We start from the raw sequence: 6162 nt of genomic DNA, 5'->3' as shown, positions 1-6162 counted from the left end.
TTTGTCGTGAGTCTGTTGCTGCAGAACAGCTGGCGGTATCTGCATTGGAGGTACGTGGCGGCGCCCCGCCGCGGGGGGCGCCGCCTCTGGAGATGGCCGTTCGCGGAGTTTTGTGAGATGGTGTTGCGGGCCGCTTGGACAGCGCTTGGTGTGCGTAGAGCAGTCCCAGCGAACCAGTCACTCGACGACCGGTTCTTCCGGTAGCTGTCCACCGATCCGGACAGCGGTCGTGAGTGGCGACACTGTCGCGTCGGCGGCGATCCGCCGCCGACAGCGACGGTCCATGCCGAAGATCCCGCTCACTAGCGCTTCGAAGACGCTCCACGACCAGTTCAGTCTGATTCACCGCCATCAGACGAGGTTACGCGGCTGTCGATGTGATCGACTGAGACTGTGGACCCACTCACAGATGCGATTGTGGTGTCTCGGTTCTCCTATCTCAGTATGGTGGCTGCCCTCACGTTGAGCTTGAGATGTTGCGGCGCTTACTGTGTTGTTTGATAACACACAATCTAAAATATTGTCTCTGCTGACTCTTGTAAATTACATATCGCTATATCATTCCGCACGGCACAGACGGCGGCAATTTTCACGAGATGAGCGCCTCTAACACCCAATTTCGACAGAATTGCGCTCAGAAATCACCGCGAATTTCCCGCGGAACCGCCACTAAGTGACACTTCCCTCACACTCAGCATAATTTACTCGGAAAATAAGCGAAAATAACTATGAGAAAGAGTGTTGCCACTTGCCGTGAACACGATTATTGCGGGAAAACAGGCTGCTAATCAGGTGGGTCTAGCCCGAAGTAGTCCGACGCAATCGTCAAGAACAGGTCTGCTGTGACGATGGGCTTGTAGGCAAAGTCGGAGTCAGCACGCAGCTCCAACTTGACGAGAATGTCCACTAATCGCCATAGGTTGTACAGCGTGCACGCGAAGAGGAAATTGAAGAACCGGTACTCGTGATCCATCGACGTAGTGCGCACCCGGAACTGTTTGATCTGTTTGAAGCCGTTCTCAATGCCCCAGCGGTAACTGTACAGCCGGACGATGCGGGCAACCATGTGGGCTTGCTCGATCTCGCTTTTGTCCTCAGTGCCGTCCGTGAGTTCCAAGTCCGGGTGATTCGTCTTGAACACAGTGTACACGCGCGCATCCTCATCGCTTCCACGCAGGTTCCGTTGTTCTTCGTCGTCGTAGACTTCTTCGAGGAACTCACCGAACATCCGCCGTGTATCATCGGTACCTTGTTCCAGCACATCGCTTAGTTCGTCCACCATCTCCTCGCGTAGCTCCTTCTCGGTGTCTTTGTCCCGTGACCCGTGTTCTGGAACGTCGTCAGTGTCGTCACCGTCATCACCAAGTGAGTCATCGGTGAGGTCACCGCGTATTGCTGGCACGTACACGCGTTTCCGCGTTGGATTGTCGTCGTCTGGGTTGTGTTTGTCCTCTTCGACGTGGACGAGTTTCCCAGAACGCCGCATCTCAGTACAGCGCCCTCTATCGTATTGTTGCATCACGCCTGCGTTGAAATACCCGACGCCGTGGCGTTCACACGCCAGTTTCACACTCCACGAGTCGAATTCAGCGTCCATCAACACAAGGCCAACATCTACCATCTCCGTTGCCGTACTCACCAACTCATCAACGATTTCGCCACGAGACAACCCTCGATGCACCGGCAACGCGTCCAACACGAGTGGAATGTCCATCCCGACGATTTGGATACTGGCCCACTGGAAGTGCTTATCCGGCAACTCGTCACTATCTTCGTCACCGTCTTTGTACCCGAGCAACCATTTGTTCGCTAAGTTGCCGTCGCTGTCGAACTCTAGAGCGTTGCTGGAGCGGTACGGGTTTGACTTCGTGATGTCAACACTCACTCGGACTTTCCCGGTTAGTTCAGCGTCCCGACGAGCGCGTTCAATCAAGTCTTTCGTCGCGCTTTGATGCATTTTCCGAGCCTCAGCAACACCGATTTTCTTGAGGTGATAGCGGTAATTGCTGCCGGTGTGAACAGTGTCGCGCGTGGTGTCGGCGGCGAAGCGGTCGATGCCGCTTTCAGCGTACCGTTGTTCATGCGCACCGATATGCGTATGCCCTTCAAGGAACGCGTTTTCGTGGAATTTTGTGTTGTCTGCCCGCGGCACCTCGTAGTTATCAGTGAGAACCATCTTCCCGTGTTCCCACACGTCACGAGTCTTCGCTATCGTGCGGTCCCGAACCGTCATATCATCCTGTTCCACACCGTCAGGTGCGTCAACACTCGGATCAGGGTGAAATACTTCTTCGGGCGCGGGCACGTTGTGCTCACGCGCGACATTCACCAAGACTTGCCCAATTGTCCTGATGACTTCCTTGTGTTCGTCGCGGAGACGGTTTTCGTTCCAGACGCGCCACAGTGTTGGTTTCGACGCTAAGCCGTCTTCATACCCGTCGTCGTCATTAAATCCGAGGCCGTCAACCAAGTCCTCGTTGTCGTCTTCCTCCAAGTAATCAACGAGTGCAGTTTCACCGCTCCACCCCTTGACGATGCGGAGCAACTGTGCTCGAAGAAGTGCTTCGGGGGACTTTTTGTCGTGCCATTCGGTGATGTCGTACCCGAATTTCCACGGGTCAATTGGCACGTGGCAAATTGCTTCTTCTACGTCGTTGTGGTCCGGGTGTTTGAACCATTCCTCAACGAAGGCAGCGCCATCCCATGCTAGCGGCCACGGGTCACCGTCAACGGTGTCTCGTCCGTCAGAATGTGGCCACTCCCGGTGCGACTCGTGCAACGCCGCGTATACTTCATGGACCGTCTCGGGAGTGGCCGTCATGCGTTGTGTATTGGAGTGCTTTGATTCGAAAGTAAACGTAGGGGTGGTGTTTCCGAATATTCCGGATGAACATACGGGATAAAGGGGTATCAACAATCGGCCGTTGAGGGTGCTGTACTCGCTAGACTGCTTCGTTCCGAATTAGTTTCCGAATCGAAGCACACTCTGAATTGAGCACAAATTTCTTATTGCCCGCTACTGCACGTGTCACCAGAGACTGCATGCCTGATACCGTGAGCGATTACTTTGAGAACCGTGGCAGCCTCGGTGTCCTCATCCTGTTGAAAGGGGAGCCACAGCGATTCACTGACCTCGAAAACGCACTCCACATCAGCACATCCACGTTGATGCACCGCCTGGGTGAAGCCCGCGACCTCGGATTCGTCATCCCCGAAATCGAAGAGAAACAAACCTCCGTCAACGACCGCTACCGGTTGACTGAACGCGGGCAATTCGTCGTATCGAAACTAGAGCGGTTAGACGTGGTGCATGCGTACAAGACACTGCTGGACGCGCACGACACGATTGAATCCGGGAGAGACGAAGTAATCGAATGGGTGAGTGACGACGACGTGAAAGAGGAGTTAGCACGCCAGAGCGAGACTGACCCGTACGTTGACCCGTTCGGCCACGACGTAACTGATCCCGGTGAAGACCGTCGATACCGATAATCTACCGAACACTGAACACACCGGTAGCCAAGAATCCAGTTTTGTTTCGGACTCCTCACGAGAGACACAAGGATTTATCACGACCAAGAGACTACCTATACACGAAACAATGCCCCGCGAAAACATCAAAACGGCCGAAGAACTGGCAGAAGTCGGGGATGACGACACCGTCGCCGTAGCTGTGGCTGCCTCTAGAGTCCAAGAAGACGAAGACAACTAACCCTACTCTTTTGCGTATGTCTGCGGGGAATAATTCTCAAAACACGTTTAAAGCGTTGGTTGGAGAGGATGTCGGTCCTACCCAGCATATTGAAACGGCCGACTTGGAAAGTCTGAGTACAACAAAAGTAATTGTAGACCAGAATTACATCGACTTACAGCGTTTTGTTGATGATGAGCTGTACCGGCAAGCACCCGATGGACACAGTAATGCTGCGGAACCGACGTACACGTGTGACCCAAGTGAAGCAGAACTGTTTCTGCTTAACGTCAAGGCAGCAATCCATAATTTCATTTCAGCCCTGTACTCCTTTCATGAATGCATCGAAAACCGTCTTGACCAGTATATTCCGAACGGCCACCAAGTAACGGAAGACGATCTCATCGGCAACGGCCCGGCATCTGAATACGCCTATCGGGCCGGATTTCTCGTCGGATTGCGAACAGATGCACAGCACTATGGCTTTTCCTGTCTGCAAGCAGAACCAGACACAGTAACTCCCGACCAAATCACATACCGCATCACGTTCGATGAGTCTACATTCAGACAGCAAATTGGAGGTTATGACCGATTCCTGCACCGGAACGCAAACCACCGAAACGATATTCTCAGTTTTATCGGCTCTTTTCACCAAACAGCATTCAACACTTTCTGGGAAGACACCAAAGACTGGCTCAACGTGACACAGGATGATATAGAAGCAGCAATATCGTTACCTGACTGGCAACGCGGTGGGAGTAGGCCCTGATCTATTAGCTAACCGTTATTTTATTCGGAAAGAATGTCTACATATGGTCACGGTGGTCACGTGGAATTGTAGCCAAGCATTTCGCCGGAAAAAAGACCACGTACTACAAGCATACAACCCAGACATCCTAGTTATCCAAGAATGTGAAAACCCTGCAGTATACGGTGACTGGGGAGAGTTTTCAGACTGGGTTTGGGACGGCAACGATGACACCCGAGGCATCGGTATTTTTGCACGCAACGGGATAGAACTCACCGAAGAACACGGTAATAACAGAGCCAGTATCGCGGCTGAAACTAGCTCACCGGTTGACGTAATTGGAGTCTGGACGAAGAATGACGCCACGAATCCAGCGAATCGGTATATCAGTCAAGCCTACACCGCACTCAAAAAGTACGACGATTGGCTTGACGAAGACACGCTCGTCGTTGGTGATTTCAACTGGAATGCAACGTTCCCACAGAGCCCTCACCTTGAACCATTACAACACGACTTCACTGAAACCATCCAGTTGCTCCAAGCACACAACCTTACGAGTGCATACCACGCAACGACTGGTTGCGGATTTGGTGAGGAACACGACCCAACCTACTACGCACGGAATCGCTCTTGGAACGGACGTAACGAAGAAACGGGTGCTCTCTACCATACCGATTACGTCTTTCTGAATACAGACCTTGTCCCAGCTATCACTGACGTTCAACTCGGGACGAAACAGGACTGGGTCTACAACTGGGACGGATGCAGCGACCACGTTCCAGTACGAGTCACGTTAGAATGCCACGATTCGCAATAGGAACTACCAACACCCGGTATACTTTTTCACTGAATCCAACTCCTTCACTCCGCCGCTGGGCTGGGGCGTATTCACGCACCCCGTCCAATACCGGGACAGAACTCCGGCTTACGTTTAAACCCGTGCAACTGCATTACTTGTAACTATGAGTAACGAGGACACGCCATCGTTTCGAACACGCGGTCGAAGTATCGGTAGTGACGGGGAACTCTCGTGGGGCGGCAACGAAGGAAACGCCGACAACGAATCCTGGAACGACGCTATCGAAGAAAGTAACGGGATTACAATCACTGAGGACGGGACTATCGAAACAGGCAGTGAGATACCCGACAGCGTAACCTCACGTCCAGACGACGACTCCTCTAACACAGGCCCCGATGAGGGCCGTGGTTTAGTGGTCAACCCCAACTCAGACTTTGGCAAATTCGGCGCGGTAATATCAAATAACACATCCGGCGTCACGCGGGCCAGACTCTATGATTACTCCCAGAGTACTTATGTTGAGTCTGTTGATATATCGGGGCTGTCGTCGGGAGACGCGTTTGTCTTTGAGACAGACGTTGTGTCTGGGACAGATTACGGGGTTGAATTGGACGACTCTGGGGACAGTTACACGCTCGGATTCTACGGAGGGGCGGATGATTTCCCGTTTACTGGAGATGATTTTGACATTATTGCACAGAGTCAAGATGGAGTCCAATCCACATCAGCAGCTCCCCAGGCGGTCAACGATGTTGGTAATAGTGGATTGTAATACTCAGTCGATCACATCGACAGCCGCGTAACCTCGTCTGATGGCGGTGAATCAGATTGAACTGGTCGTGGAGCGTCTTCGAAGCGCTAGTGAGCGGGATCTTCGGCATGGACCGTCGCTGTCGGCGGCGGATCGCCGCCGACGCGACAGTG

At 52.9% G+C, this 6162-nt stretch carries 6 protein-coding genes and 1 pseudogene; 5 read left to right on the top strand and 2 right to left on the bottom strand.

The window, feature by feature from the left end:
• Positions 1-204, top strand: a pseudogene (locus BLR34_RS16300) (ISH3 family transposase); the annotation flags it as partial.
• Here BLR34_RS16300 and BLR34_RS17550 read toward each other — a convergent pair.
• On the bottom strand, positions 178-303 hold the full coding sequence (locus tag BLR34_RS17550; RefSeq protein WP_281240907.1) for a hypothetical protein: 126 nt from the start codon (positions 301-303) through the stop codon (positions 178-180). The pseudogene BLR34_RS16300 and the gene BLR34_RS17550 overlap by 27 nt on opposite strands.
• Positions 304-784: 481 nt before the next feature.
• Positions 785-2917, bottom strand: coding sequence for a transposase (locus BLR34_RS16295; RefSeq protein WP_218120928.1), 2133 nt, complete (start codon positions 2915-2917; stop codon positions 785-787).
• A 125-nt stretch (positions 2918-3042) separates the two neighbouring features.
• Between BLR34_RS16295 and BLR34_RS16290 the strand changes: the two genes are divergently transcribed.
• The 4 genes from BLR34_RS16290 (at position 3043) to BLR34_RS16275 (ending at position 6010) form a co-directional block, all read left to right on the top strand.
• On the top strand, positions 3043-3492 hold the full coding sequence (locus tag BLR34_RS16290) for a winged helix-turn-helix transcriptional regulator (protein ID WP_092704921.1): 450 nt from the start codon (positions 3043-3045) through the stop codon (positions 3490-3492).
• Positions 3493-3728: 236 nt separating this feature from the next.
• A complete protein-coding gene (locus BLR34_RS17300) occupies positions 3729-4460 on the top strand; it encodes a hypothetical protein (protein WP_218120927.1) in 732 nt (243 codons plus the stop codon).
• A 43-nt stretch (positions 4461-4503) separates the two neighbouring features.
• Entirely contained in the window at positions 4504-5256 is a 753-nt protein-coding gene (locus BLR34_RS16280) for an endonuclease/exonuclease/phosphatase family protein (RefSeq protein ID WP_092704919.1), read from the top strand.
• A gap of 145 nt (positions 5257-5401) precedes the next feature.
• Positions 5402-6010: a hypothetical protein gene (locus tag BLR34_RS16275; protein ID WP_092704917.1), complete on the top strand. Its 609-nt coding sequence runs from the start codon at positions 5402-5404 to the stop codon at positions 6008-6010.
• The last annotated feature ends 152 nt before the right edge of the window (positions 6011-6162 follow it).

The organism is Halovenus aranensis (assembly GCF_900100385.1).
Taxonomy (GTDB): domain Archaea; phylum Halobacteriota; class Halobacteria; order Halobacteriales; family Haloarculaceae; genus Halovenus; species Halovenus aranensis.
This window is presented reverse-complemented; position numbering and strand designations above follow the sequence as displayed.

Coding starts and splice junctions, on each gene's coding strand:
- BLR34_RS16290 (WP_092704921.1), top strand. CDS start 3,043: ATGCCTGATACCGTGAGCGATTACTTTGAGAACCGTGGCAGCCTCGGT.
- BLR34_RS17300 (WP_218120927.1), top strand. CDS start 3,729: ATGTCTGCGGGGAATAATTCTCAAAACACGTTTAAAGCGTTGGTTGGA.
- BLR34_RS16280 (WP_092704919.1), top strand. CDS start 4,504: ATGGTCACGGTGGTCACGTGGAATTGTAGCCAAGCATTTCGCCGGAAA.
- BLR34_RS16275 (WP_092704917.1), top strand. CDS start 5,402: ATGAGTAACGAGGACACGCCATCGTTTCGAACACGCGGTCGAAGTATC.